The sequence below is a fragment of the Aeromonas dhakensis genome (assembly GCF_000820305.1).
GTDB lineage: Bacteria > Pseudomonadota > Gammaproteobacteria > Enterobacterales > Aeromonadaceae > Aeromonas > Aeromonas dhakensis.
The window spans coordinates 56,018-80,285 of record NZ_CDBH01000025.1 but is presented as its reverse complement, the minus strand read 5'-3'; the positions used below and the strand labels follow the sequence as shown (position 1 = coordinate 80,285).

The following is a 24,268-nucleotide window of genomic DNA, read 5'->3' as shown; positions in this document are numbered from 1 at the left end:
CGGATACGCCCATGATTAGACAAAGAACCTTGAAAACGAGTGTCCAGGCCACCGGTGTCGGCCTGCATTCGGGCCGGAAAGTCACAATGACGTTCCGTCCGGCGCCTGTTAACACAGGGATCGTTTACTTGCGTACCGATCTGAATCCTGTGGTAGAGCTGCCAGCCAATGCCGATCAGGTGCGTGATACCGTGCTTTGTACCGCTCTGGTGAACGAAGCCGGTGTCCGTGTCTCTACCATTGAGCACCTCTCTGCCGCACTGGCCGGGATGGGCATCGACAATCTCTATGTCGAGGTTGATGCGCCCGAGATCCCGGTGATGGACGGCAGTGCGCACCCCTTTATCTACCTGCTGCAAGAAGTTGGTATCCGTGAACAGAATGCCCCCAAGCAGTTTGTGCGGATCAAGCAGAGCATCCGTGTTGAAGACGGCGACAAGTGGGCGGAATTCCACCCCTATCGCAACGGCTTCAAGATGGATCTCGAGATCGACTTCCAGCATCCGGTATTTGAAGGACGCAATCAGCGTTGCGTGCTGGACTTCTCCGGTGCCTCTTTCGTGAAAGAGATCAGCCGTGCCCGTACCTTCGGCTTCATGCGTGACATCGAGTACCTGCGTTCCCAGAACCTGGCGCTGGGCGGCAGCCTGGAAAACGCCGTGGTGCTGGATGACTACAGGGTGTTGAACGAAGATGGTCTGCGCTACGAAGACGAATTCGTCAAACACAAGATGCTGGATGCGATTGGTGATCTGTACATGTGCAATCGCAGCATCATTGGCGAATTTCGTGCCTACAAGACCGGCCATGCCCTGAACAACAAACTGCTGCGTGCCTTGCTGGCCAAGCAGGAGGCCTGGGAACTGGTGACCTTCGAGGGTGAGGGCGACAAAGCGCCTATCGCTTACTACGATAACGGTCTGGTTCTGGCCTGATAGCCGTGCAACGGAACGTCGGTCCTCTCTCCGCACCGACGTTCCGTCATTTGTTTACTCCATTCTGTAATACCGATTATCTCCCGGTTTTATTTTCCGTGTCGGCCCATGGCCACACCTGACCGAGCAGACTGATTTCTATGAGCATTACCCTGATCCTCCATGGTAAGCAGCGACGCAGGTTGCACTTGCCCAAACAACGTCTGGCCTGGGTCGGCGGTATCCTCTTCACTGTATTGGCCTTAGGGGGCGGCTGGCTCTGGCAGAGCTGGCAGCAAAAGATGGACGCGCTGGAAGTGGCGCTGGCCATGGCCGAACAGCAAAAATCCACGCAAGGGGCTGACGAAGCCCGCGAACAGCTTGCCATGCTGGCCGCCCAGGTGGGCACCATGCAGGGGCAGCTGGGTCGACTCAATGCACTCGGAGAGCGGCTGACCGAAAAAGCCGACCTCGACCCCGAGGAGTTCAATTTCAAGGAGCTGCCCCCCATGGGCGGCCCCTCCTATGATGCGGATCTGGAAGTCAGCCTCAACGAGCTGCAGGACTCCATGAAGCATCTCAGCCAACAGCTCAGCAGTCGTGAAGAGCAGCTGTCGGTACTTGAATCTTTCATCATGAATCACCATATAACCGATGCCGGTTTCATCTCCGGGACTCCGGTCAAGCAGGAGCGAGTTTGGGTCTCCTCTGGCTTCGGTGGCCGGGTCGATCCGTTCAATGGTCGTGCCAAGATGCACAAAGGGGTAGATTTCCGTGGCAAGCCCGGCACCCCCATCCTGGCAACGGGCCCGGGCGTTGTAAGCTGGGCGGGCCGTCATCCGGAATTTGGCAACATGGTGGAGATCAACCACGGCAATGGTCTGGTGACCCGCTATGCCCACAACTCCAAGTTGCTGGTCGAAGTGGGCACCCTGGTCGATGAGGGCCAGAAAATTGCTTTGATGGGACGCACCGGTCGCGCGACCGGGGTCCATTTGCATTACGAAGTGTTGAAAGATGGTCGTCAGGTGGACCCCGCGCGTTTTCTCAATGCCAGACGGGGTTAGGTTTTTTTCTCCAGGTTCCAGTGACGGAACGCTTATATAACCAGAAATAGTTGGTACCCATGATTAGCACACTGCTTACCAAGATTATCGGCAGCCGGAACGACAGAACGCTCAAGGCTTTGCGTAAAATTGTAAAACAGATCAACGCGATGGAGCCGCAGTTCGAAGCTCTGTCCGATGCACAGCTGCAGGCCAAGACGGCCGAGTATCGTCAGCGTCTGGAGCAGGGTGAGACGCTGGAGCAGCTGCTGCCGGAGGCCTTTGCCACCGTGCGTGAAGCCTCCCGTCGGGTGTTCGGCATGCGTCATTTCGACGTGCAGCTGATTGGCGGCATGGTGCTGAACTCCAACCGCATCGCCGAAATGAAAACGGGTGAAGGTAAGACCCTCACCGCCACCCTGCCGGCCTACCTGAATGCCCTGAGCGGCCGCGGCGTGCACGTGGTGACGGTGAACGACTATCTGGCCAAGCGTGACGCCGAGGCGAACCGCCCGCTGTTCGCCTTCCTCGGCATGACCGTCGACTGCAACGTGCCTGGCATGGATGCGTCCCAGAAGCGTGACGCCTACGCCGCCGACATCACCTACGGTACCAACAACGAATTCGGTTTCGACTATCTGCGCGACAACATGGCGTTCTCGCCAGAGCAGCGCGTGCAGCGTCCGCTCAACTACGCGCTGGTGGATGAGGTGGACTCGGTGCTCATCGATGAAGCCCGTACCCCGCTCATCATCTCAGGCCCGGCCGAAGACAGCTCCGAGCTCTATATCCGTGTCAACAAGCTGATCCCGCTGCTGGTTAAGCAGGACAAGGAAGATTCCGAAGAGTACACCGGCGACGGCCACTACACGGTGGACGAGAAGAACCGCCAGGCGCTGCTGACCGAAAACGGCCAGATCTTCGTGGAAGAGCTGCTCAAGAAAGAGGGGCTGCTGGCCGAAGACGACTCCCTGTTCTCCGCCACCAACATCAGCCTGCTGCACCACGTCAACGCCGGCCTGCGTGCACACACCCTGTTTGAGCGCAACGTGGACTACATAGTTCAGAAGGACGAGATCGTCATCGTCGACGAGCATACCGGCCGTACCATGCCGGGTCGTCGCTGGTCCGACGGTCTGCACCAGGCGGTCGAGGCGAAGGAAGGGGTCAAGATCCAGAACGAGAACCAGACACTGGCCTCCATCACCTTCCAGAACTACTTCCGTCTGTACGACAAGCTGGCGGGCATGACGGGTACTGCCGATACCGAAGCCTTTGAATTCCAGCAGATTTATGGCCTGGATACCGTGGTTATCCCGACCAACAAGCCGATGGTGCGCAAGGACATGGGCGATCTGGTCTACCTGACCGCCAACGAGAAGTATGCCGCCATCATCGAAGACATTCGCGGCTGCGTCGAGCGTGGCCAGCCGGTGCTGGTCGGTACCGTCTCCATCGAGAACTCCGAGCTGCTCTCCGGCATCCTGACCAAGGAGAAGATCCCGCACAAGGTGCTGAACGCCAAGTTCCACGCCATGGAAGCTGAGATCGTCGCCCAGGCCGGTCAGACCGGCGCCGTCACCATCGCCACCAACATGGCTGGTCGTGGTACCGACATAGTGCTGGGTGGCAACTGGCAAGCGGAAATCGCCCAGCTGGAGAACCCGAGCGAGGAGCAGATCGCCGAGCTGAAGGCCGCCTGGCAGGTGCGCCACGATGCGGTGCTGGCCGCCGGTGGTCTGCACATTATCGGTACCGAGCGTCACGAGTCCCGTCGTATCGACAACCAGCTGCGCGGCCGTTCCGGTCGTCAGGGTGACCCGGGCTCCTCCCGCTTCTACCTCTCCATGGAAGATACCCTGATGCGGATCTTCGCCTCCGATCGCGTGACCGGCATGATGAAGAAGCTGGGCATGGAAGAGGGTGAAGCCATCGAGCACCCCTGGGTGACCAAGGCCATCGAGAACGCCCAGCGCAAGGTGGAAGGTCGCAACTTCGACATCCGCAAGAGCCTGCTGGAGTTTGACGACGTGGCCAACGACCAGCGCAAGGTGGTCTATGAGCAGCGCAACGAGCTGCTGGACACCAGCGACATCTCCGAGACCATCCACGTCATCCGTGATGACGTCTATGGCGCCATCATCGACGAGTATATCCCGCCCCAGTCTCTGGAAGAGATGTGGGACGTGCCGGGTCTGGAAGCCCGCCTGAAGTCTGATTTCGCCCTCGATCTGCCGCTGCAGCAGTGGCTGGCGGAAGACGACAAGCTGTATGAAGAGAAGCTGCGCGAGCGCATCCTGGATGAAGCCACCAAGCTCTATGCCCATAAGGAAGAGCTGGTTGGTAAAGAGGTGCTGCGCAACTTCGAGAAGGCGGTGATGCTGCAAACCCTGGACGGCCTGTGGAAAGAGCACCTGGCGGCCATGGATCACCTGCGTCAGGGTATCCATCTGCGCGGCTACGCCCAGAAGAACCCCAAGCAGGAGTACAAGCGCGAATCCTTCGATCTGTTCACCCAGATGCTGGAAACCCTGAAGCGCGACGTGGTCAGCATCCTGAGCCGGGTACAGGTGCAGGAGCGCGACGTGGAGGCGATGGAAGAGCAGCAGCGCCAGCAGGCCGAAGCCGCTCCCCGTACCTACACCCACGCGACGGCCGACAACCAGCTGGCCGATGAAGAGCAGGCCGAAGCGGGCCCGGTCACCTTCGTGCGGGACGAGCAGAAGGTGGGGCGCAACGATCCCTGCCCCTGTGGCTCCGGCAAGAAATACAAGCACTGCCACGGTCAGTTGACCTGATAGCGCCATGACCATGATGCACCGCCTCCGGGCGGTGCATTCATTTCTGGCAAGGGAGGAGAAGCGTAATGAGCAAGATGCCGACGGGCTGGGATGCCGCGGCCCACACCAGCTGGCTGGCTGGCCAGCGTCAGGGTGCCATCCAGCAACTGCTGGCGAGACTCAATGCCAACGCGGTCAAGCCGGTGGCTCTGCAGCTGCAGTTTGCCTATTACCTCTTTTTGTGCGGTGACCCGGCGTCGGCGGCCCAGGTACTGGAGATGGCTCACAAGGCCGAACCTGGCAACGACGAGGTGCTGCGCAACCTCTGCTCTTGTCTGTCACGGTCCGGTCAATACGAACAGGCGGTGGCGCGGCTGCAGACCCTGTTGCAGCGTCTCCCCGACGACTTCCATGCGCTGGATGCTCTCTGCGCCTCGCTGGCCAAGCTGGAGCGCCACGCCGAGGCTGCCGTGGCGGGAACCCGCTCGCTGGAGCTAAAGGCTCGGGTGAGCGACAAGGCGCCGTCAGACTGGACTCTGCCGGCAGTCGCACCGTCGGCCTGGCTGGCGGCAGACAAACCGGATGTCATCGCCTTCTCGCTGTGGGGCAGTGCCCCTCGTTACCTGCGGGGCGCCATCGACAATGTGCTGGCGGCCGCCTATCTCTATCCGGGTTGGCGGGTGCGTTTCTACGTGGATGAGAGCGTGCCCGCCGAGCTGCTCGCTGCACTGCGCGAACTGGGGGCCGAGCTGTTGCTGCAACCCGCCGGTCAATCTTTGGGTCGGCGCCTCTGCTGGCGTTTTCAGGTAGCCAACGATCCGCGGGTGGGACGCTTTCTGGTGCGGGATGTGGATTCGGTACCGGGTGTACGCGAGCGGCTGGCGGTACAGGAGTGGCTTGCATCGACGCGCTGGTTTCATATCATGCGCGATTGGTGGAGTCATACCGATCTGGTGCTGGCGGGTATGTGGGGTGGAGTGGCCGGTGTGTTGCCGCCACTGGCGCCCCTGCTCGAAGCCTATCAGCCGGACGTCATGGAGACGCCGAATATCGACCAGTGGTTTTTGCGCGACCGGCTCTGGGGTTATCTCTCGCAGAGCTGTCTGGTGCATGACCGCTGCTTCACGCCGTCTGGCGCCATCCCCTGGCCGCTGCCCGCCCCGGACGGGAGCGAGCATGTGGGGCAGGATATCTTTACGGCACAAGGGGAAACACAGGCCCGCCGGCTGGCGCCCTGGATTGCCCGTTTGCCATGTTTACGCTGAGGACAATGATGGAACAGAAGAAACGGATCTGGGTGGCGGTCGGCGTCATCGAGAACGAACGGGGCGATATCTTCATCGCCAGACGCTCCGCCGATCGTCATCAGGGGGATCGCTGGGAATTCCCCGGCGGCAAGGTGGAAGCCGGAGAGGATCTGCTCACCGCGCTGGACAGGGAGCTGTGGGAAGAGATCGGGATCCGGGTGCAGGATTGCGCTCCCTTCATGGAGCTGCATCACGACTACCCGGACAAGCAGGTACTGCTGGATATCTGGAAGGTGACCCGCTTCAGCGGCGAGCCGTTTGGCAAGGAGGGGCAGGAGTGTCGCTGGGTGCCGCTGGCCTCGCTGCATGAGTACCACTTCCCCGACGCCAATGGCCCGATCGTGACGCGCCTGCAGGCATCGCTGGCCGCACAGGGCTGATGGCGAGCTACCGCGCACGCCAAAAGAAAAAGGGCCGTATCGGCCCTTTTTGCTTGTCGGCTTACTGCCACTGCTCCCCTTCTTCGGGATAGGGCAGTAGCTCGGGATCCACTTCACCCGGGATGCACTTCTGCTCGTCGGCCCACTCGCCGAGATCTATCAGCTGGCAGCGCTTGCTGCAGAACGGGCGAAACGGGCTCTGCAGGCCCCACTCCAGCTCGGTCTGGCAGGTCGGGCACTTTACCTTGGTCACCATGGATGCTCCTTAGCAGCAGGCCAGCTGGAAGGACACGTCACCGATCTGCTGCTCCGCGGTGGGCAAAAAGCGCAGGGCAAACCGGTTCTTGTGGCCGCTCAGGGTCGGGTAGCACTGCTGGGTGCCGCTCAGGCGAATGCGGATCAGCTCGGCACTCTCGGCGGTATCCTGGAAGAAGCCGTTGACGGCCACCTGTTCGCTGAAGTTGCCGGATTCACGCCACAGGCGCAGCAGCAGGGAGATGGCGTTCATCAACAGGTTGATGTCGCTCAGCCACAGTTGCATCTGCTGATGACGGGCGATGGCCGGGGTGGCGAGCCAGTGGTGCAGTTGCGGTACGTCGAAGGCGCACAACCCGCCCGGAATGGAGAAGCGTTGGCGGATGGAGCCAAGCAGCCGGTCCTCTTTCAGGCGGGCACCGGGACGCGGTGCACTCAGCAGGTTGCGGGAGAGCTGGGTGCTCTCCTGCTGCATCAGGTTGATCTGCTCCAGGTCGACGTCTGGCAGGCTGGCCCAGTGGCTCAGGCGCTGGCTGAGGCGCTCCAGGTCTTTAATCAGGTCGGCACGCAGGTCACCGCGCTCCAGCAACTCCTGCAGGTCGAACAGGCCCTTGAAAAAGGCGATGTGTGCCCAGGGCTGGTCGCTCTCCAGATTGTCGCGGATCTGGGAAAACAGGGACTCCAGACGAAGATAGGTCCGGCTTTTTTCATTGAGGGGAAAATCGTAAATCATGCCTAATCCTGGCCAGCCATAAACCGGCCTAGTGTACTCACAGTTGGCGGGCTTGTTGAGAGGCAAATGCCAGATATGTCTCGTGCAGCGCGAAAATTCGGCTCTTTATTGCCTCGGGCGTGCCGTTCTGGTTGTCCAGCACATCGTCGGCTGCCGCCAGCCGCTCGGTCCGGCTCGCCTGGGCGGCCAGGATGGCCTCAGCCTGCTCACGGCTCACGCCGTCCCGGCGACAGGTACGCTCAATCTGGGTCGCTTCGTCCACGTCGATCACCAGTACCCGATTGGCCAGTGCGGTGAGCCGGTTTTCCACCAGCAGGGGCACCACCAGCAGGCAATAGGGGGAGCGCGCGGCCGCGCACTGGCGCAGCATCTCGCTGCGAATGAGGGGATGGAGCAGGGCGTTGAGCCAGCCCTTGGCTTGCGGGTCAGTGAAGACCCGCTCACGCAGCTGGCGGCGGTCGAGCCGGCCATCCGGGGCGATGACGTCTGCGTTAAAATGGGCGGCAATGGCCGCCAGGGCCGGGGTACCGGGCTCCACCACCTCGCGGGCGATGATGTCCGCATCCACCACCTCGATGCCCAGCTCGGCAAACTGATTGGCAACCGTGGTCTTGCCGCTGCCAATCCCGCCGGTAATTGCGACTACATACATGGGTCAGTGCTGCCTTTGATCAGAGAAACGTCGTGAGATACCAGCGGGTGATGGTATCGCCCCACAGCAGCGCGATCCAGCCGGCGATGGCCAGGTAGGGCCCGAAGGGGATGGGTTTGCCCTGATGATGGTTGCGCAGCAGGATGAGACTTATCCCTATGATGGCGCCGACCAGGGAGGAGAGCAGTAACACGATGGGCAGGGCCTGCCAGCCGAGCCAGGCCCCCAGCGCTGCCAGCAGCTTGAAGTCGCCGTAGCCCATCCCTTCCTTGCCGGTCAGCAGCTTGAAGGCCCAGTAGAGACTCCAGAGCACCAGATAGCCGGCCATGGCACCGATCACCGCATCGGCCAGCGGAACGAATCCCCCTGCCAGATTGAACAGCAGGCCGCCCCACAGCAATGGCAGGGTCAGCTGATCCGGCAGCAGCATCTTGTCCAGATCGATGAAAGTGAGCGCCACCAGCACCCAGGTGAGCAGCAGGGCGGCCAGCAAAGCCCAGCCCGGTGGGAATGTTGCGGCGACGACCAGCGAGAGCAGGGCTGTCAGCAGCTCCACCAGCGGATAACGGGCCGAGATGGGGGCCTGACATTCACGGCAGCGACCCTTGAGCCAGAGCCAGCTGAGCAGGGGGATATTCTCCATGGCCGTGATGGCGTGGCCGCAATGGGGGCAGGCAGAACGCGGCACCATCAGGTTGTAGCGTTCCTCCTGCTGCAGTTGTGTCTCTGGGTTGAAATAGCTGAGGTATTCGGCCTGCCACTCCCGTTCCAGCATGATGGGCAGGCGATGGATCACCACGTTGAGAAAACTGCCGATCATCAGGGAGAAGAGGAATACCAGCGAAGAATAGAGCCAGGGCAGGCTGTGAAAAACGTCAGTGATCAGCAACATCGGGTTCCGGATTGGTTGGGGGTCAGTGGATGACCGACCCCAGTTTGAAGATGGGCAGGTACATGGCGACCACCATGCCGCCGACCAGTACCCCCAGCACCACCATGATGAGAGGTTCCAGCAGGCTGGTGAGGCCGTCGACCAGATCGTCCACCTCCTGTTCGAAGATGGTGGCGACCTTGGAGAGCATATCATCGATGGCGCCTGACTCCTCGCCAATCATCACCATCTGGATCACCATGTCGGGGAAGAGATCGACGGTGCGCATGGCCACGTTGATCTGCATGCCAGCCACCACCTCGTTACGAATGGCCATGACGGCGGTGCGATAGACATAGTTGCCGGAGGCACCAGCGGCGGAGATCAGGGCATCCACCAGCGGGATACCGGCTGAAAAGGTGGTGGAGAGGGTACGGGCGAAGCGGGCCATGGCGGCCTTGTGCAATATCATGCCGACCACCGGGATGGTCAGAATGAACTTGTCGGTGTTGTCTCTGACTTTCTGCGAGGCACGCCAGGCTCGCACGTAGAGGAAGATGGCGAGTGCAACCCCGCCAAAGATCATATACCACCAGTTCTGCATGAAGCGGGAGATGCCGATGACGAACTGGGTAAAGGCGGGCAGTTCGGCGCCGAAGCTCTTGAAGATGTCCTCAAACTGCGGAATGACGAACAGCAGCAGAATGGAGGTGACGACAATGGCGACCAGGATGACCATGGTGGGGTAGAACATGGCCTTCTTGATCTTGGATTTGAGCGCTTCGGACTTTTCGCGATAAGTCGCGATGCGGTCGTAGATGGTCTCCAGGGCGCCGGACTGCTCGCCCGCCTCGACCAGGTCGCAATAGAGATCGTCGAAGTGGCGGGGATGGCGGCGCAGCGCCTCGGACATGGGGGTACCGGTCTCCACATCGGCGGCTATCTGGCCCATCAGCTCGCGCATGGCCGCCTTCTCGTGGCTGCGGGCGATGATCTGCAGGCTCTGGACCAGAGGTACGCCGGCCGACAGCATGGTGGTGATCTGGCGGGAGACGACGGCAATGTCCATCGGCTTTATCTTGGCGCCGCCCTTGGAGAAGAGCCCCTGGCTCTTCTTGCTCACCCTGGTGACGTTGACGCCCTGCTTGCGCAGCTCTGCCTTGACCGTGTTGATGCTGTCGGCCTGCAGCTCGCCGGAGACCTTCTGGCCCTTGCGGTTCACCCCGCTCCAGCGAAAGGCGAAGACTTTCTTGGGGGCATTCTGTTTCTGGGTTAGCGTTGCCATCACTGCGTCCTGCAATGGGGCCCGGCTTGCTCGTCGCTAAGAGAAGCAGCCTCGGCCTGATGGAAATCGCCAGGGCCGGCGGCACCTGGATGAATCGGCTGAGCGATAGACTCTGTCAGTTGGTTGTTACCCGGTTTATCTCGGCCAGGCTGGTCACCCCCAGTCGGGCCTTCTCAAGACCGGAGGTACGCAAGGTCCGCATGCCCTCCTTCTGGGCAATGGCCGCAATCTGCATGGAGTTGGCTCCCTGCATGATCAATTTTGCAATATTTTCTGACATCAACAGGATCTCGTAGATGCCGACCCGCCCCTTGTAGCCGCCCGAACACTCCTTGCAGCCAACCGGCTTGAACAGGCGCAAGCCTGCGGCCAGCTGCTGTTGGGTGAACCCCAACTCCAGCAGTTCAGCTTCCGGCACCACTTCGGGGGCCTTGCAGTGGTCACACAGCTTGCGTGCCAGTCGCTGGGCCATGATCAGGGTAACCGAGGAGGCGATGTTGAAGGCTGGCACCCCCATGTTCATCATCCGGGTCAGTGTTTCGGCCGCCGAGTTGGTGTGCAATGTGGAGAGCACCAGGTGGCCGGTTTGTGCCGCCTTGATGGCGATCTCGGCGGTTTCAAGATCCCGTATTTCCCCGACCATCACCACGTCGGGATCCTGGCGCAGGAAGGAGCGCAGGGCACTGGCGAAGGTGAGCCCGGCCTTGGGGTTGACCTGTACCTGATTGACCCCAGGCAGGTTGATCTCCACCGGGTCTTCGGCGGTTGAAATATTCACTTCTGTGGTGTTGAGAATGTTCAGGCCGGTGTAGAGCGACACCGTCTTGCCCGAACCGGTCGGGCCGGTCACCAGGATCATGCCCTGAGGCTTCGAGAGCGCACGCAGATATTGTGCCTTCTGCCGATCGTCAAAGCCGAGCTGCTCGATATTGAGGCGCGCAGCGGAAGAGTCGAGCAGACGGATAACGATCTTCTCGCCCCACATGGTAGGCAGGGTGTTCACCCGCATGTCCATCGACTTGTTGCGCGACATTTTCAATTTGATGCGGCCATCCTGGGGCAGCCGCCGTTCGGCGATGTCCAGGCGCGCCATCACCTTGAGTCGGGCCGAGAAGCGGTTGGCCAGATTGACCGGCGGCGTCGCTACCTCATGCAGGATCCCGTCTATCCGAAAGCGAATACGGTACTTGGTCTCATAGGGCTCGAAGTGGAGGTCGGATGCACCGCGCTTGATGGCATCCATCATGATCTTGTTGATGTATTTGACGATGGGGGCGTCATCGTCCGCCGTGTTGACGCTCTCGTCGAGTCGTGACCCTTCGTCAGACACCTCCAGCTCGGAGATCTCGGATTCGTCGATGTCCTCCATGCCGAGGGCGTCCTGATCGCTCTCCATTAGCTTGCTGATGGCGGCGGTCAGCTTGTTCTCCTCGACCAGCAGGGCCTCGGTGTGCAGCCCGAAGCTGAAGCCAAAATCCTCCAGTGCCGACACATTGGTCGGGTCGGACATGGCGATATAGAGGGTGTGTCCCTGGGTGTAGATGGGCAGCACATGGTGTTTCTCAATCAGCTTCTGATTGAGGTACTTCTGCGGGATCTCGGCCAAGTCGAAGGCGGCAAGATCCAGCAGAGGTACCCCATATTCCAGCTCGCAGAAGTCAGCCAGCGCCTTGCTGTCGAGGATCTCGTTCTCGATCAGAAAGGTCACAAAGGGTTTGCGCTGCGCCTTGGCCTGGCTCAGATAACGCTGTGAGTCGGACTCACTGAGCAGAGAAGAGGCGGCCAGGCTTAACGCCAGGCCGCTATTAGGACTGGAGGTCATGCGTCAGCAAAGACCATCTGTTCTGCAGGATCCTGATACTTGCCAGATAATATTGGAGCCTGCGGAAGGAACGACACTACCAGATACCGCAAGCTGATAGGTTGTGGCCTGACCGAAAACAGCAGATTGTCCTGTTCCAGTTATAGCTAATGTAGATGTGTCAACGGCAACGGCATTAACGATTGCAGTGTTGAAGGCGCCACTGACAGCAGCATTACCTGCTGCGGCGCAATCCGATGCGAGGCTGGAACCGGTGTAACCCTGAACGCACACCTCAACTGCTGTTTTGGCTGGTCCTACCGCAGCAATTACTTCGGAGAATTTTGCCCGTTTGGTGTAGGTCTGATACGCCGGCAGCGCAATGGCGGCCAGGATGGCGACGATCGCGACCACGATCATCAATTCGATAAGGGTAAAGCCTGATTGTTTCTTCATTTCAAATATCCTTTTTGTCCTTGGTTCCTGGGAAGTGCCGGTGGAAAACTATCCACACGTCAGTATCTTATCCGAGCTGTCCGACTTGGCAACAGAGGTCGGGGTCTTTGTTAACAATCTTTCTGTCATTTGCGAAAAATTTGATATAAATCATGGATAAAGAGCCCCTATCGACTCTTTGTAGCTGGCGGGGATGGGTCCATCTCACACTCCTTTGCCGAGGGATCCTGCCTTAAAGAAAAGGCGCCCATGGCGCCTTTTGCAAGTCCTTCATCTTGTTATATGTCACCGGCCCGACGGAGCATGGTGAACGCCCTTCGGCTAGATAAAACGCATCGAGAGGTCCAGGGCCCGCACATGTTTGGTTAGGGCACCGACCGAGATGAAGTCGACACCGGTAGCCGCATATTCGGCCAGGGTGTCCAGCGTGACGTTGCCGGACACTTCCAGCTTGGCCCGCCCCTGATTAAGAGCAACGGCCTCGCGCATCATGGGCACGTCGAAGTTGTCCAGCATCACAATATCGGCGTGAGCGGCCAATGCCTGTGCCAGCTCGGCCAGCGATTCGACCTCGACTTCCACCAGTTTGCCCGGATTGAGCCGGCGAGCCTCGGCAATGGCCTGCGCTATGCCACCACAGGCGAGAATATGGTTCTCCTTGATGAGATAGGCGTCATAGAGGCCGATGCGGTGGTTCTTGCCGCCGCCGCAGGTGACCGCATACTTCTGGGCGCTGCGAAGGCCGGGCAGGGTCTTGCGGGTGTCGAGCAGGCGGCAATCTGTGCCTGCCAGCTCGGCCACGTAGCGGGCGGTGAGGGTGGCGACGCCGGAGAGGGTCTGCACGAAGTTCAGCGCATTGCGCTCGCCGGTCAGCAGGGTGCGAGCCGGGCCGTGCAGACGAAACAGCTCCTGATTGGGGGTGAGCACTTCACCATCCTGCACCAGCCACTCCACCTGCACATCGCCGCCAAGCTGGGTGAATACTTCATCTACCCAGGGCTGGCCGCAGAAGACGCCGGCTTCGCGGGTGATGACGCGGGCCGTCGAGATGCGATCTGCCGGGATCAGCTGGGCCGTGATATCGGCGCTGGCATCCGGTTGGTCCAGCGCGGTGAGGGCGTCGCCCAAATCTTCGAGTAGTGCGGCGCGCACGGCGCGACGGATGTCCTGTTGTAGCATGCCTTTATTCCTGCAAAGGTCTGAGCAGCAACTGCCGCTCCTTTTGAACCAGCTCCAGCCGGCCGAGGGCATTCATGCCTACCAGCACCTCGTCGCCAGCCGCCGCCGGGTTGATAAAGATGGCCAGATCGTACAAGGTCAATGGTCCCATCGCCAGCGTTTCGATGGTGCCGTTGCCGACCCGGATAAACCCGGCAGCCGTATTCACCTGGCTGCTGCCGTGGGAGGTCAGGCCGAGCCGCTCGGCGACCCGTTGCGGCACTGTGATGCGCGTTGCGCCGGTATCGAGCAGCAGTTGCACCGGCTGGCCGTTGATGGCACCCTCCAGTCGATAGTGGCCGCTCTGGTCGGCACTCAGCAGGAGTTCGCCGCTGGCGGTGACGCTCGGTTGGGTGCGGGAGTGGAAGTAGAGGGTCAGCAGGCCCATCAAAGAGAGCCAGGCCAGTAGCCAGAACCAGCGCGCCGTTTGCTGCATACCTCATCCACATCGAGCCAAAGATGACCCAGCCTAACACACAATTTTCCACTGATTCAGCGGCTTGGTGACAAGATGCCGGCCCGGATCGCGCTTTTCCCCTCAACTCGTATCGAGTAGCCGATGACCCATCCTGACCCCATGTTTTCCATCGACGCCTCCGGCTGGTGCCGAGAGGCTAGCAAGGTGCCCTCTCCCCACCACAACGAGCGGATCAGCCCGAGCGACATCTCTCTGCTGGTGGTGCATGGCATCAGCCTGCCGCCAGGCGAGTTCGGCGGACCCTTCATCGATGACCTTTTTCTGGGACGGCTCGATCCCGCGGCTCACCCCTACTTTGCCGACATCCATCAGCTGCGGGTCTCGGCCCACTGTTTGATCCGGCGCGATGGTGAACTGGTGCAGTATGTGCCGTTTGGTGCCAGAGCCTGGCATGCCGGGGTATCTAGCTGGCAGGGGAGGGAGGCGTGCAACGACTTCTCCATCGGAATCGAGCTGGAAGGGACCGACGAACTGCCCTACACGGACGCACAGTATGAGGTATTGGTTGGGCTCACCCGAACCTTGTCGAGTCATTATCCCGCCATCACGGCGGATCGTATCGTCGGCCATTGCGACATAGCGCCAGGGCGCAAGACGGATCCGGGTGAGAGTTTCGAATGGCAGCGATATCGCCAGGCACTCAACTTTAAGTAAATATTCTAAAAATAAGTTTGTGTTTTTAAAACAATGGCTTGCCTCTATGGCAGGCCATTTTTATTCGCTGTTGATCAAATGTTGCCTGTGAGCCATGTCAAAAATATTGGTCTGACCAATTTCTATGAGCCAAATCATAAATCCCTCTATTTACCCCTTAAGTGGCAAGGTTGATTCTTGATTCAGATCATCTTTTGGGTGGACTTTTCCCATGCCCTCTGCTAATTTTCGCCCCATTCATGAAATTGGTAATACCAATTTAACAAAGCAGCCTCATGCCCTATCTCAAGATTACTCAACCCAAGTTGGCCGACGCCATTGTCGCCGAGCTGGAACAGATGATTCTGGAAGGCAGTTTGCAGCCGGGCCAGAAGTTGCCGCCCGAGCGGGAACTGGCCATCCAGTTTCAGGTTTCGCGCCCTTCGCTGCGCGAAGCCATCCAGCGCCTCGAGGCAAGAGGACTCTTGTATCGTCGTCAGGGCGGCGGCACTTACGTACAGAATGCCTTGAGCAAAGGGATCGCCGATCCCCTGTTCGAGCTGCTCAGCACCCACCCGGAAGCCCAGTACGACCTGCTGGAGTTTCGCCATGCGCTGGAAGGCATCTGTGCCTACTATGCTGCATTGCGGGGAACGGAAGCCGATTTCGAGCGGATCCGTCAGGTGCAGTCCGCCATCGAGGAGGCTGGCCAGCAAGGCTCGCTGGTAGCCGAATCCGCTGCCGTCACCCAGTTCTATCTGGCGGTGGCCGAGGCGTCCCACAACGTGGTGCTGCTGCATCTGCTGCGGGCCATGGGCCCCATGCTTGAGCAGAACATTTTACGCAATAACGAAATTCTGAATCGCCGTCCGGGAGTGGTCGCCAAGATCCGTCGCCATCGCGCGCATCTGATCGAGGCTATCCTGTCGGGGGCTCCGGAGCGGGCCAGGGCAGCTTGTCATGAGCACCTGGCCTTTATCGAGGACACCTTGTTGGATATGCAGAGGGAAGACAGCCGGATCCAGCGATCCATGCGTCGGATCCGTCAGCAGGAAAACTAATCCCACAAGGCTTTATTGTCGAATGCTTGCGCCCTTCGCCGTGCAATGCCGTGCAATCACAACATAATAGGAACCAGCCATGTCTGATATCCTGAAGAACGATGTGGACCCGATAGAAACGCTGGAGTGGCTTGCCTCTCTGGAATCCCTGCTGCGTGAAGAGGGTCCGCAACGCGCTCAGTTCATCCTTGAACAGTTGGCCGAGAAAGCCCGCGCAAGCGGTGTGGACGTGGCTGCCAAGGCAAATCGCGACTACATCAACACCATCCCGTCCAGCGACGAGCCGGCTTACCCGGGCGACCTGGAGATGGAGCGTCGCATTCGCGCCATCATCCGCTGGAACGCCATGATGATCGTGCTGCGCGCCTCCAAGAAAGACCTGGACCTGGGTGGTCACATGTCTTCCTTCGCCTCTTCCGCGACCATCTACGAAGTCTGCTACAACCACTTCTTCCGTGCCCGCAACGAGAAAGACGGTGGCGATCTGGTTTACTTCCAGGGTCACATCTCCCCGGGCATCTACGCCCGTGCCTTCGCCGAAGGTCGCCTGACCGAAGAGCAGCTGGACAACTTCCGTCAGGAAGTGGATGGCAAGGGTATCCCTTCCTACCCGCACCCGAAACTGATGCCGGAATTCTGGCAGTTCCCGACCGTCTCCATGGGTCTGGGCCCCATCGCCGCCATCTATCAGGCTCGCTTCCTGAAGTACCTGACCGACCGTGGCATCAAGGATTGTTCCGAGCAGACCGTTTACGCCTTCCTGGGTGACGGCGAGATGGACGAGCCGGAAGCCAAGGGCGCCCTGACCGTTGCCGTGCGTGAAAAGCTCGACAACCTGGTGTTCGTGGTCAACTGCAACCTGCAGCGTCTGGATGGCCCGGTTGTCGGCAACGGCAAGGTCATCAACGAGCTGGAAGGCCTGTTCGCCGGCGCCGGCTGGGACGTCACCAAGGTTATCTGGGGTCGCAAGTGGGATGAGCTGCTGAAGAAAGATACTTCCGGCAAGCTGATCCAGCTGATGAACGAGACCGTGGATGGTGACTACCAGACCATGAAGTCCCGCGATGGCGGCTACGTGCGCGAGCACTTCTTCAACCGTTACCCGGAAACCGCCGCGCTGGTCAAAGACATGACCGACGAGGAGATCTTCGCCCTGAACCGCGGTGGTCACGATCCTCGCAAACTGTTTGCCGCTTTCTCCAAGGCTGCACAGACCAAGGGCAAGCCGACCGTGATCCTGGCCAAGACCATCAAGGGCTATGGCATGGGCGAAGCAGCCGAAGGCAAGAACATCGCTCACCAGGTCAAGAAGATGGATCTGGGCTCAGTGCGTCACCTGCGCGATCGTTTCAACCTGCCGGTGACCGACGAGCAGCTGGAAAACCTGCCGTACCTGAAGATCGAAGAGGGTACCGAAGAGCACAAGTACCTGCACGCCCGTCGTGCCGCTCTGAAGGGTTATGTTCCGACCCGTCTGCGCGAGAGCACCACCAAGCTGGAAATCCCGGCGCTGGATGCTTTTGGTCCGCTGTTGGGTGAACAGGCGCGTGAAATCTCCACCACCATGGCGTTCGTGCGTTCCCTGAACGTGATGCTGAAAGACAAGTCTATCGGCAAGCGCATCGTGCCGATCCTGGCTGACGAAGCCCGTACCTTCGGTATGGAAGGTCTGTTCCGCCAGATCGGTATCTACAGCCCGCACGGTCAGCAGTACACCCCGCAAGACCGCGACATCGTCTCCTACTACAAGGAAGACAAGCAGGGTCAGGTTCTGCAAGACGGTATCAACGAGCTGGGCGCCATGTCCTCCTGGCTGGCCGCTGCGACCTCTTACAGCACCAACGATTGCCCGATGATCCCGTTCTACATCTACTACTCCATGTTCGGCTTCCAGCGGATCGGCGACATGGCGTGGGCAGCCGGTGACCAGCAAGCCCGTGGCTTCCTGCTGGGTGCGACCTCCGGTCGTACTACCCTGAACGGCGAAGGTCTGCAGCACGAAGATGGTCACAGCCACATCCTGGCCAACACCATCCCTAACTGCGTCTCCTACGACCCGTCCTACGCCTATGAAGTAGCGGTGATCGTACAGGACGGTCTGCGCCGCATGTACGGTGAGAACCCGGAGAACGTGTTCTACTACATCACCACTCTGAACGAGAACTACGCCATGCCGGCCATGCCGGAAGGCGCCGAGGAAGGCATCCGCAAGGGTATCTACAAGCTGGAAACCGTGGCCGGCACCAAGGCCAAGGTACAGCTGCTGGGTTGTGGCTCCATCCTGGGTCACGTGCGCACCGCCGCCCAGATCCTGGCCAGCGAATACGGCATCGGTTCCGACGTGTTCAGCGTCACCTCCTTCAACGAGCTGGCTCGTGACGGTCAGGACGCGGATCGCTGGAACATGCTGCACCCGACTGCCGAGGCTCGCGTTCCCTACATCGCTCAGGTGCTGGGTTCCGAAGCCACCATCGCTGCGACCGACTACATGAAGTCCTTCGCCGATCAGGTGCGTGCCTTCGTGCCGACCGAAAACTACCGCGTGCTGGGTACCGACGGTTACGGCCGTTCCGACAGCCGTGCCAACCTGCGTCGTCACTTCGAAGTGAACGAGTTCTACGTAGTGGTTGCTGCCCTGACCGAACTGGCCAAGCGCGGCGAGGTAGACAAGCAGGTTGTGGCCGAGGCCATCGCCAAGTACGGCATCGATGCCGACAAGGTCAACCCGCTGTACGCGTAAGAGGATCAAGTGTCGTGCCGGGACTCGCTGCCCGGCACGGCCTTGCAAAGGTTAACGCGAAAGACGCGTGACAGCAGTCGGTCACGCGGATGCACGCAAGAGGATAAAGCACAATGTCCAAACAGATTATGGTGCCGGATATCGGCGCCGATGAAGTTGAAGTCACCGAGATCATGGTGGCCGTGGGTGACAAGGTCGAACTCGATCAGTCCATCATCGCGGTAGAAGGCGACAAGGCCTCCATGGAAGTCCCGGCCCCGTCCGCCGGTATCGTCAAAGAGATCCTGATCAAGGTGGGCGACAAGGTTGCTACCGGTTCCCAGATCATGATCTTCGAAGCCGAGGGTGCTGCCGCACCTGCGCCGGCTCAGGCCGCTGCACCGGTTGCAGCCGCACCGGCCGCCGCTCCTGCTGCTGCCGCTCGCAAAGACGTGCACGTGCCGGACATCGGTGACGACGAAGTGGACGTGACCGAGATCATGGTTGCCGTGGGCGACATGGTTGAAGCCGACCAGTCCATCATCGCCGTGGAAGGTGACAAGGCCTCCATGGAAGTGCCGGCACCGTTCGCGGGCCGCGTGGTCGAGATCAAGGTTGCCGCTGGCGCCAAGGTCTCTACCGGCTCCCTGGTGATGGTGTTCGAAGTGGCTGGCGCCGCTCCTGCCGTTGCTGCTGCACCGGCCCAGGCTGCCGCTCCCGTGGCTGCTGCCCCGGTTGCCGCCGCTGCCAAAGAGGTCAATGTACCGGATATCGGTGGCGACGAAGTCGAAGTCACCGAGATCATGGTCGCCGTGGGTGACAAGGTTGAAGCCGACCAGTCCCTGATCGCCGTGGAAGGTGACAAGGCCTCCATGGAAGTGCCTGCGCCGTTCGCCGGTGTGGTCAAAGAGATCAAGGTGAAGGCGGGTGACAAGGTCTCCACCGGTTCCCTGATCATGGTATTCGAAGTGGCTGGTGCCGCTCCGGCTGCCGTGGCTGCTCCGGCTCCTGCCGCTGCACTTGTTGCTGCCGCTCCGGCTGCCGCTGCTCCTGCGCCGGTTGCCCAGGCTGCTGCCGCCTCCGACTTCGTTGCCAACGATGCCTACGTACACGCCTCTCCGGCGGTACGCCGTCTGGCTCGCGAGTTTGGTGTCAACCTGGCCAAGGTGAAAGCCTCCGGTCGCAAGGGTCGCATCGTCAAAGAAGACGTGCAGGCCTACGTGAAGGATGCGGTCAAGCGCGCCGAGTCCGCTCCGGCTGCAGGCCAAGGCACTGGTAACGGCAACGGCATGAGTGTGCTGGCGTGGCCAAAGGTCGATTTCAGCAAGTTCGGTGATGTGGAAGAGGTCGATCTGACCCGCATCCAGAAGATCTCCGGTCCGAACCTGCACCGCAACTGGGTCATGATCCCCCATGTCACCCAGTTCGACGAAGCCGATACCACCGAGCTGGAAGCGTTCCGCAAAGAGCAGAACGCGATGCTCGAGAAGCAGAAGGCAGACGTGAAGATCACCCCGCTGGTGTTCATCCTGAAAGCCGCCGCCAAGGCGCTGGAAGCTCACCCGCGTTTCTGCAGCTCCCTGTCCGAAGATGGCAGCAAGCTGATCATGAAGAAGTACATCCACATCGGTGTGGCGGTGGATACCCCCAACGGTCTGGTTGTGCCCGTGGTGCGCGACGTCAACAAGAAGGGCATCATGGAGCTGTCTCGCGATCTGGCCGAGATCTCCAAGAAGGCTCGTGCCGGCAAGCTGACCGCTGCCGACATGCAGGGCGGTTGCTTCACCATCTCCAGCTTGGGTGGCATCGGTGGTACCAGCTTTACCCCGATCGTCAACGCGCCGGAAGTGGCCATCCTGGGCGTCTCCAAGTCCGAGATGAAGCCGAAGTGGAACGGCAAAGAGTTCGCGCCACGCCTGATGCTGCCGCTGGCCCTGAGCTACGACCACCGCGTCATCGATGGTGCCGATGGAGCCCGCTTCATCACCACCATGAACGGCGTGCTGTCCGACATCCGTCGACTGGTCCTGTAAGTGAGAGGGCGGGCCCAGAGCCTGCCCTTTTTACTTCTCATTTCGTTAACAGGATTGTAAACTTGCCCCGTTTTTTTCACGGCTGCAGCCGCCTTGTCCTGGCTTAAGACTGCGCTGTCCGGGGATATAAGAACGACAAAGAGGTCATGATGAGTAAAGAAATCAAAACCCAGGTCGTAGTACTGGGTGCTGGCCCTGCCGGTTATTCCGCTGCCTTCCGTGCGGCTGACTTGGGTCTGGATACCATTATCGTCGAGCGTTACTCCACCCTGGGGGGCGTCTGCCTGAACGTGGGCTGCATCCCGTCCAAGGCGCTGCTGCACGTCGCCAAAGTCATTGAAGAAGCCAAGGCGCTGGCCGAGCACGGCATCGTCTTCGGTGCCCCGCAGACCGACATCGACAAGGTGCGTCTGTGGAAAGAGAAAGTCATCAACCAGCTGACCGGTGGTCTGGCCGGCATGGCCAAGATGCGTAAAGTCCAGGTTGTGAACGGCTTCGGCAAGTTCACCGGCCCGAACACCCTGGAAGTGGAAGGCGCCGACGGCAAGACCACCGTCACCTTCGACAACGCCATCATCGCCGCCGGTTCCCGTCCGGTTAAGCTGCCGTTCATCCCCCATGACGACCCCCGTGTATGGGACTCTACCGATGCGCTGGAACTGACTACCGTTCCGGGCAAGCTGCTGGTCATCGGTGGCGGCATCATCGGTCTGGAGATGGGTACCGTGTACTCCTCCCTGGGCTCCGAGATCGACGTGGTGGAATTTGCCGACCAGCTGGTACCGGCTGCCGACAAAGACATCGTCAAGATCTACACCAAGCGCGTTGCCAAGAAATTCAACATCATGCTGGAGACCAAGGTCACCGCAGTTGAAGCCCGTGAAGACGGCCTGTACGTCTCCTACGAAGGCAAGCACGCCCCGGCCGAGCCGGTTCGTTACGACAACGTGCTGGTTGCCGTAGGTCGTGTGCCGAACGGCAAGATGCTGGATGCCGAGAAGGCCGGCGTTGCCGTGACCGAGCGCGGTTTCATCGAGGTGGACAAGCAGCTGCGTACCAACGTGGCGCACATCCACGCCATCGGCGACATCGTCGGTCAGCCGATGCTGGCTCACAAGGGTGTGCACGAAGGCCACGTGGCTGCCGAAGTCATCGCCGGCAAGAAGCACTACTTCGACCCGAAAGTGATCCCGTCCATCGCCTACACCGAGCCGGAGATGGCCTGGGTTGGTCTGACCGAGAAGGAAGCCAAGCAACAGGGCCTGAACTTCGAAGTCGCCACCTTCCCGTGGGCTGCTTCCGGTCGCGCCATCGCGTCCGACTGCTCCGACGGCATGACCAAGCTGATCTTCGACAAGGAGAGCGGCCGCGTCATCGGTGGTGCTATCGTGGGTACCAACGGTGGTGAACTGCTGGGTGAAATCGGTCTGGCCATCGAGATGGGTGCCGACGCCGAAGACATCGCGCTGACCATCCACGCTCACCCGACTCTGCACGAGTCCGTGGGTCTGGCTGCCGAAGTGTTCGAAGGCTCCATCACCGACCTGCCGAACGCCAAGGCCAAGAAGAAGAAGTAATTCTCTTCCCGCCCCATGAAAAAGCCGCTCAATCGAGCGGCTTTTTGTTTTTCAGCGGCAGGCGGCCGGTTGTCAGCAGCGCCCCTTCTTCGCCTGGCCGGGCGGGCAGAAGGTGCCGTAACCGTCCCTGCTGCCATCGCTGACCCGGATGCGGGCGTCATCGACGCTCACATCGGCACCGTGCACCCGTACCGGTCCGCTGCTGCAGGCGCTGAGCAGCCCCCCCAGCACTATCATCACTACCAGCTTGCCCATAACTCCTCCTCTCATTTTCCTGATTATGGGGCATTTTCAGAAGCCGGTGGAGGCGGCGTAAAAGCGCCTGCGTCACGGCTTGCCGTGGTGGCGACAGAGGGCGCGGCGCCCTCTGTCGGGTGATGAAGTGAGCGCCAAAAATTACAGCCGGAAGTTGCCGACCAGCTTGTCCAGCTCGCCGGAGAGGTGCTGCAGGCTGCAGCTCGACTCGGTGAGCTGGTGGGCGATGTCGGCGGTCTCCATGGTGAGCTGGTTGATGTCTTCCACGTTGCGATTGATCTCGCCCACCACGCTGGACTGCTCCTCGGTGGCGGTAGCGACCTGGATGTTCATGTCGCTGATCTGGGTGATGTGGGCGGTGATCTGGCCGAGGGCGCCGTTGGCCGCATCGGCCTGGGTGACCACTTCCAGGCTCTGGTTGCGGCCCTGGGTCATGGCGCTGACCGCGCGGGCGCTCTGCTCCTGCAGCCGGTTGATCATGCCCTGGATCTCGGCGGTGGAGGCGGCGGAGCGACTGGCGAGGTTGCGCACCTCGTCGGCCACCACCGCGAAGCCGCGGCCCTGCTCGCCGGCACGGGCGGCCTCGATGGCGGCGTTGAGCGCCAGCAGGTTGGTCTGCTCCGAGATGCTGCGGATGGTGTCGAGGATGCTGCCAATGGAGTCGGTCTGGCTGGCCAGCGACTCGATGACTCCGGCCACCCCTTCAATTTCGCCGGAGAGGCCGACGATGCCATGACGGGCCTGAGCCACCACGCCGGCCCCCGCATCCGCCTGCTCGTTGGCCTGTCTCGCCACTTCTGCGGCGAGGGAGGCATTGCCGGCGATTTCGCTCACGGTAGCCCCCATCTCGTGGATGGCGGTGGCCACCTGCACGGTGCGATCCCGCTGGGCGGTGCAGTTGTGCTGGGTGAGCTGGGCCTTGGCGGCCACCTCGTCGGCGGTGGCGGCCAGTTGATGGGAGTTGCGGGCTACCTGCTCGATGGCGCTGTGGATCTTGCTGACGAAGTGATTGAAGCTCACCGTGATCTCCGCCAGCTCGTCATTGCCCTTCAGCTGGGCACGGGAATCCAGCGCCAGGTGTTCGGCGGCATAGCCAATGTACTGTTGCAGGAAGCTGACGCGATTGCGCAGGCCACGCAGTACCAGAAAGGAGACCAGCAGGCAGATGACGAGTGCGCCTCCTATGATGGCGAGCATCTGGCTTTCGCCCCGTGCGAAGCTCTGCTGACTGATGGCGTGACGCTGCTGGGCCAGCTTCATCAGTTCGTCGAGCTGGGTATTGGCACTCTTGCGCATGGTGCCGTAGGTTACCGCGTAGCGCTCCTTGTAGATGCGCCGTGCACTCTCCATGTCCCCCTGTTCCATGGCGGCCAGCATGGGCTGCAACTCGCTCTTTTCCATCGCTTCGAATTGTTCGAACAGCTGCTGGGCATTTTGCCGCGCGGCAGGATCGACCTGGGCGTTGACCGCCAGCTGCATGGCTTGGCGCATCTCGGGGATGTCCTCTTCCCGTGTCTCCTTGACCCGGGTCAACACCCCTTTTTCATCCTTGAGCGAGGTTTCTTGTAACAGCATCATGTCGAGCCCCACCCGCATGCGGGGGATGCGCGACACTACCTCTGCCATGGCCCGCATCGGGGTGGCGGTGTTCTCGTAGAGCTCGGTGGCCTGTCGTTCGATAGCGCCCATGCTGCGAAGGCTGGCGGCGCCCACCAGCAGCAGCGCCAGGCAGGGCACGGCGACAGCCAGTATCAACTGGCTCTTGATTGTCAGTTTACCCTCTAGCATGGGTTCTCCTCGCTGATCATGACGAT

Annotated in this window: 21 protein-coding genes; 10 read left to right on the top strand and 11 right to left on the bottom strand. The window is 60.5% G+C overall.

Annotated elements, in window-relative coordinates:
• Window positions 1-11 precede the first annotated feature (11 nt).
• From lpxC to mutT, 5 genes are all read left to right on the top strand, one after another.
• Window positions 12-935, top strand: a complete 924-nt coding sequence (gene lpxC, locus BN1143_RS04835; protein ID WP_011707578.1) for a UDP-3-O-acyl-N-acetylglucosamine deacetylase — start codon at window positions 12-14, stop codon at window positions 933-935.
• A 140-nt stretch (window positions 936-1,075) separates the two neighbouring features.
• Entirely contained in the window at window positions 1,076-1,981 is a 906-nt protein-coding gene (locus BN1143_RS04830; protein ID WP_005305673.1) for a M23 family metallopeptidase, read from the top strand.
• Between the two features lie 59 nt (window positions 1,982-2,040).
• Window positions 2,041-4,758 carry a preprotein translocase subunit SecA gene (gene secA / locus BN1143_RS04825; protein ID WP_010635954.1) on the top strand — a complete coding sequence of 906 codons (2,718 nt, stop codon included), beginning with the start codon at window positions 2,041-2,043 and terminating at the stop codon, window positions 4,756-4,758.
• A 68-nt stretch (window positions 4,759-4,826) separates the two neighbouring features.
• Window positions 4,827-6,005, top strand: a complete 1,179-nt coding sequence (locus BN1143_RS04820; RefSeq protein WP_042049843.1) for a tetratricopeptide repeat protein — start codon at window positions 4,827-4,829, stop codon at window positions 6,003-6,005.
• Window positions 6,006-6,013: 8 nt separating this feature from the next.
• On the top strand, window positions 6,014-6,427 hold the full coding sequence (gene mutT, locus BN1143_RS04815; RefSeq protein ID WP_005305665.1) for an 8-oxo-dGTP diphosphatase MutT: 414 nt from the start codon (window positions 6,014-6,016) through the stop codon (window positions 6,425-6,427).
• Window positions 6,428-6,488: 61 nt separating this feature from the next.
• Here the strand turns inward: mutT and yacG are convergent, their stop codons facing one another.
• From yacG to BN1143_RS04765, 9 genes are all read right to left on the bottom strand, one after another.
• Window positions 6,489-6,683 carry a DNA gyrase inhibitor YacG gene (gene yacG, locus BN1143_RS04810; protein WP_042049842.1) on the bottom strand — a complete coding sequence of 65 codons (195 nt, stop codon included), beginning with the start codon at window positions 6,681-6,683 and terminating at the stop codon, window positions 6,489-6,491.
• 9 nt (window positions 6,684-6,692) lie between these two features.
• Entirely contained in the window at window positions 6,693-7,415 is a 723-nt protein-coding gene (gene zapD, locus BN1143_RS04805) for a cell division protein ZapD (protein ID WP_025202564.1), read from the bottom strand.
• 37 nt (window positions 7,416-7,452) lie between these two features.
• A complete protein-coding gene (gene coaE, locus BN1143_RS04800; protein WP_042049841.1) occupies window positions 7,453-8,067 on the bottom strand; it encodes a dephospho-CoA kinase in 615 nt (204 codons plus the stop codon).
• Between the two features lie 19 nt (window positions 8,068-8,086).
• Window positions 8,087-8,959, bottom strand: a complete 873-nt coding sequence (locus BN1143_RS04795) for a prepilin peptidase (protein ID WP_042049840.1) — start codon at window positions 8,957-8,959, stop codon at window positions 8,087-8,089.
• Between the two features lie 22 nt (window positions 8,960-8,981).
• Window positions 8,982-10,223 carry a type II secretion system F family protein gene (locus tag BN1143_RS04790; RefSeq protein ID WP_042049839.1) on the bottom strand — a complete coding sequence of 414 codons (1,242 nt, stop codon included), beginning with the start codon at window positions 10,221-10,223 and terminating at the stop codon, window positions 8,982-8,984.
• Between the two features lie 115 nt (window positions 10,224-10,338).
• Window positions 10,339-12,045, bottom strand: a complete 1,707-nt coding sequence (gene tapB, locus BN1143_RS04785) for a PilB family type IVa pilus assembly ATPase TapB (RefSeq protein WP_042049838.1) — start codon at window positions 12,043-12,045, stop codon at window positions 10,339-10,341.
• A 3-nt stretch (window positions 12,046-12,048) separates the two neighbouring features.
• The gene (locus tag BN1143_RS22730) at window positions 12,049-12,480 is read right to left on the bottom strand and encodes a pilin (RefSeq protein ID WP_042049886.1); all 432 of its coding nucleotides are present in this window, start codon (window positions 12,478-12,480) and stop codon (window positions 12,049-12,051) included.
• A gap of 321 nt (window positions 12,481-12,801) precedes the next feature.
• Complete coding sequence (gene nadC / locus BN1143_RS04770; RefSeq protein ID WP_042049837.1) at window positions 12,802-13,659, bottom strand: carboxylating nicotinate-nucleotide diphosphorylase; 858 nt, start codon at window positions 13,657-13,659, stop codon at window positions 12,802-12,804.
• 4 nt (window positions 13,660-13,663) lie between these two features.
• Complete coding sequence (locus BN1143_RS04765) at window positions 13,664-14,134, bottom strand: retropepsin-like aspartic protease family protein (RefSeq protein ID WP_042049836.1); 471 nt, start codon at window positions 14,132-14,134, stop codon at window positions 13,664-13,666.
• A gap of 123 nt (window positions 14,135-14,257) precedes the next feature.
• Between BN1143_RS04765 and ampD the strand changes: the two genes are divergently transcribed.
• From ampD to lpdA, 5 genes are all read left to right on the top strand, one after another.
• A complete protein-coding gene (gene ampD, locus BN1143_RS04760; RefSeq protein WP_042049835.1) occupies window positions 14,258-14,830 on the top strand; it encodes a 1,6-anhydro-N-acetylmuramyl-L-alanine amidase AmpD in 573 nt (190 codons plus the stop codon).
• A 275-nt stretch (window positions 14,831-15,105) separates the two neighbouring features.
• Entirely contained in the window at window positions 15,106-15,870 is a 765-nt protein-coding gene (gene pdhR / locus BN1143_RS04755; RefSeq protein WP_005305630.1) for a pyruvate dehydrogenase complex transcriptional repressor PdhR, read from the top strand.
• Window positions 15,871-15,949: 79 nt separating this feature from the next.
• Entirely contained in the window at window positions 15,950-18,610 is a 2,661-nt protein-coding gene (gene aceE, locus BN1143_RS04750) for a pyruvate dehydrogenase (acetyl-transferring), homodimeric type (protein ID WP_005305627.1), read from the top strand.
• A gap of 113 nt (window positions 18,611-18,723) precedes the next feature.
• Complete coding sequence (aceF, locus tag BN1143_RS04745) at window positions 18,724-20,622, top strand: pyruvate dehydrogenase complex dihydrolipoyllysine-residue acetyltransferase (RefSeq protein ID WP_042049834.1); 1,899 nt, start codon at window positions 18,724-18,726, stop codon at window positions 20,620-20,622.
• A gap of 149 nt (window positions 20,623-20,771) precedes the next feature.
• Complete coding sequence (gene lpdA / locus BN1143_RS04740; RefSeq protein ID WP_005305622.1) at window positions 20,772-22,199, top strand: dihydrolipoyl dehydrogenase; 1,428 nt, start codon at window positions 20,772-20,774, stop codon at window positions 22,197-22,199.
• A gap of 72 nt (window positions 22,200-22,271) precedes the next feature.
• Here lpdA and BN1143_RS04735 read toward each other — a convergent pair whose 3' ends face one another.
• Window positions 22,272-22,454: a hypothetical protein gene (locus tag BN1143_RS04735; RefSeq protein WP_042049833.1), complete on the bottom strand. Its 183-nt coding sequence runs from the start codon at window positions 22,452-22,454 to the stop codon at window positions 22,272-22,274.
• A gap of 141 nt (window positions 22,455-22,595) precedes the next feature.
• On the bottom strand, window positions 22,596-24,242 hold the full coding sequence (locus BN1143_RS04730; protein WP_042049832.1) for a methyl-accepting chemotaxis protein: 1,647 nt from the start codon (window positions 24,240-24,242) through the stop codon (window positions 22,596-22,598).
• Window positions 24,243-24,268 lie beyond the last annotated feature (26 nt).